Origin of the sequence: Rhodococcus sp. NPDC059968 (genome assembly GCF_042738615.1) — a bacterium.
Taxonomy (GTDB): Bacteria; Actinomycetota; Actinomycetes; order Mycobacteriales; family Mycobacteriaceae; genus Rhodococcus_F.
Map to the genome: position 1 here is coordinate 1 of NZ_JBHWUE010000236.1, position 2,772 is coordinate 2,772.

The following is a 2,772-nucleotide window of genomic DNA, read 5'->3' on the forward strand; positions in this document are numbered from 1 at the left end:
GCGCCGAGCAGCAGAGCTGGAGCGTCGCTGCCGCGGTTGCGCGCAAACGCGATCTGGGCACGCAGCCGCTCCGCCCGCGCCCGCTGCAAATCGTCGAGCGGACTCATCTCCGCAGTCGCAAGGAGCTCGGTCGCTCTGTCAGGCGCGGCAGCGTCGAACTTGGCCTGGGCGGCGGCCAGCGCCCGTGTTCCCCGCCGGGCCGGCTCTGGGGTCAGCTCGGCCGCCCGCTCCAGGAAGGCCGCTGCCGCCGCGCTGCCGCCGCGTGCCTGGGCCCGGCCGGCGGAGTGCTCGAGCTCCTCGGCGACCGTCTCATCCGGCCCGGGTGCCGCACGGGCCCGATGCCAGGCCCGGCGGTCGGGGTCGGCCTGCTGGTCGGTCGCCTCGGCCAGCGCGCGATGTACCTCCTGGCGATCGCCCATAGTCGCGGCCCGGTAGGTCGCTGAACGCACGAGCGGATGCCGGAACCGTACCCGGGTGCCGATCTCGAGCAACCCGGCGTCCACGGCCGGCGCGGCCGCACTGGCGTCGATCCCGAGTAGTCCAGCCGCGCGCCACAGCAAGCTCACGTCGCCAACCGGCTCAGCCGACGCCGTCAGCAGGAGCCGCTGCGTCTCGGGCGGCAGCCCCTCGAGGCGCATCCGGAAGCTCTGCTCAATGCGGCTCGCCAGCGGCCGGGTGGGGAGCCCGAACCCGCCCGCCAGCTCGGCAGAGGTGAGCGCCCTGGGCAACTCCAGGAGGGCTAGCGGGTTACCGTGTGTCTCCGCAACGACGCGGTCCTGTACCTGCGTATCCAGGCGCCCGCGGATCGCGGAGGCCAGCAGCTGGCTCGCATCGCGGTCGCCGATTCCACCGACCACGAGGTCCGGCAGGCCCAGCAGCTCCTGCTGCCTGATCTCACGGACCGCGAACACCAGGAGAACCGGCTCGGCCAGCAGCCGCCTGCCGGCGAACGCCAGCGCCTGGACGCTGGCGTGATCGAGCCATTGCACGTCATCGACCAGGCAGACCAGAGGCTGCTCCTCCGCGACCTCCGACAGCAGGCTCAGGACGGCCAGGCCGACCAGAAAGCGATCTGGCGAGTCCCCTGCGCACAATCCGAATGCGATGCCCAGCGCATCTCGCTGCGGGGCCGGCAGGCGCTCGAGCTGGTGAAGCATCGGCGCACAAAGCTGATGCAAGCCGGCAAACGCCAGCTCCATCTCCGACTCGACACCCCCAGCTCGCGCAACCCGACACCCTGACGCTTGCTCTGCCAGGTAATCCAACAACGCTGACTTTCCGATCCCAGGGTCCCCGCACAACACGAGCGTGCCGCTGCGCCCCGATCGCGTCTCGCTAAGCAGTCGGTCGAGCGTCCGGCACACGGTAGCCCTGCCCAGCAACATCAGCCCACCGAATCCTCGCCTCTCGAACGACGCCCGCCGCTGGCTGCTTCGGTCGTGTACTCGTTGCGCTGCCGTACGTCGAGCTGCTGCCAGACCGCGTGGCCAAGGTCGACGTTCACCCGCGCACCGGCCCGACGAGATCGCCTGCCTCGCGAGCGGCCTCGATCCGCTGTCACCAAGATCCGTTGCGCAGCCGCGCTCACCACGGTAACCACGGTAACCACGGGCGACCCGCGGTGCCAGGGGGCGAAGCACAACGATCTCCCATGCCGTCCTGACTCTTCGGCATCACAGGCAACTCGTCAATCCCGCGATGTTGCTGCTCTATGCAGTAAGACAGCCTTCTCCACAACGGGCGACCCGCCTCCGGGCTGATCTGCGAACTCGCGACCGGACAGATCGACACCGTCGTCACGCGGTGCCGCTGCAAGGTGACATGCACCCCGAAATCTGACGACACCTGCAAATGCACTCAAAGCTCACTCCACCAAAGGACGTGACAGCTATGCACGGTGCTCTGGATTCGCCAGTAGTCAGTGCTGCCGTATTCCTGACAACTGGGCTGGTCCATGGCGATGGTGCTCGCCGCCCTCACGCACTACCGTCAAATAGAGGGGACCCGGAGGCATCGTCCTCACCTCTCATCGTGGTCGCAATCGCCTGGGGCCGGCTCGGTGCGGGCGTTCGTTCCGCGCACTAGCGACAGTGATACAGATCGAGACATCTAAGGACCACCACCCGATGAACGACTCCGACCGCCACGACCACAGCGAGCTCTCCGATATCGAACTGCGGGTGCGGACGCTCGAGTCGATCCTGACGCAGAAGGGTTACATCGATCCCGCCGCCGTCGATGCCCTCGTCGAGGCCTATGAGACGCGGATCGGACCGCGCAACGGCGCACAGGTGGTGGCCAAGGCTTGGACCGACGAAGGCTTCGCCCAATGGCTACGCGAGGACGCCACCGCGGCAATCGCCTCCCTTGGCTTCAGTGGCCGCCAGGGCGACCATATGGTGGCCGTCGAGAACACCCCGACAGAACACAACATGGTCGTCTGCACGTTGTGCTCCTGCTACCCCTGGCCGGTCCTCGGCCTTCCGCCTGTTTGGTACAAATCGGCGCCGTACCGCTCGCGTGCAGTAATGGACCCACGCGGTGTCCTCGCAGAGTTCGGTGTAACGCTGCCGGAGACCACCCGCATTCGGGTGTGGGACTCCACAGCAGAGGTGCGCTATCTGGTAATCCCGATCCGCCCGGCCGGTACCGACGCGTGGACCGCGGAGCGGCTCGCCGACTTAGTGGTCTGATTCGCTAATTCGTCGGGGGTTATGCCGCTTGCAGGGTTCGGTCGTGGTGGTCGAGTCGTTCGAGGTGTCGGTGCAGGTC

Annotated in this window: 2 protein-coding genes; one reads left to right on the forward strand and one right to left on the reverse strand. The window is 67.7% G+C overall.

The genetic code is table 11. The features are described 5' to 3' along the window. The coding region (locus ACFWAY_RS53365) for an AAA family ATPase (protein ID WP_378516483.1) at positions 1–1,385 on the reverse strand (1,385 nt) is incomplete at its 3' end. Positions 1,386–2,126: 741 nt separating this feature from the next. Here ACFWAY_RS53365 and nthA point away from each other — a divergent pair. Further along, complete coding sequence (nthA, locus tag ACFWAY_RS53370; RefSeq protein WP_378516484.1) at positions 2,127–2,693, forward strand: nitrile hydratase subunit alpha; 567 nt, start codon at positions 2,127–2,129, stop codon at positions 2,691–2,693. The last annotated feature ends 79 nt before the right edge of the window (positions 2,694–2,772 follow it).

What these genes read in the sequence shown, in the direction of transcription:
- nthA (WP_378516484.1), top strand. Translation starts at nt 2,127, where the DNA reads ATGAACGACTCCGACCGCCACGACCACAGCGAGCTCTCCGATATCGAA.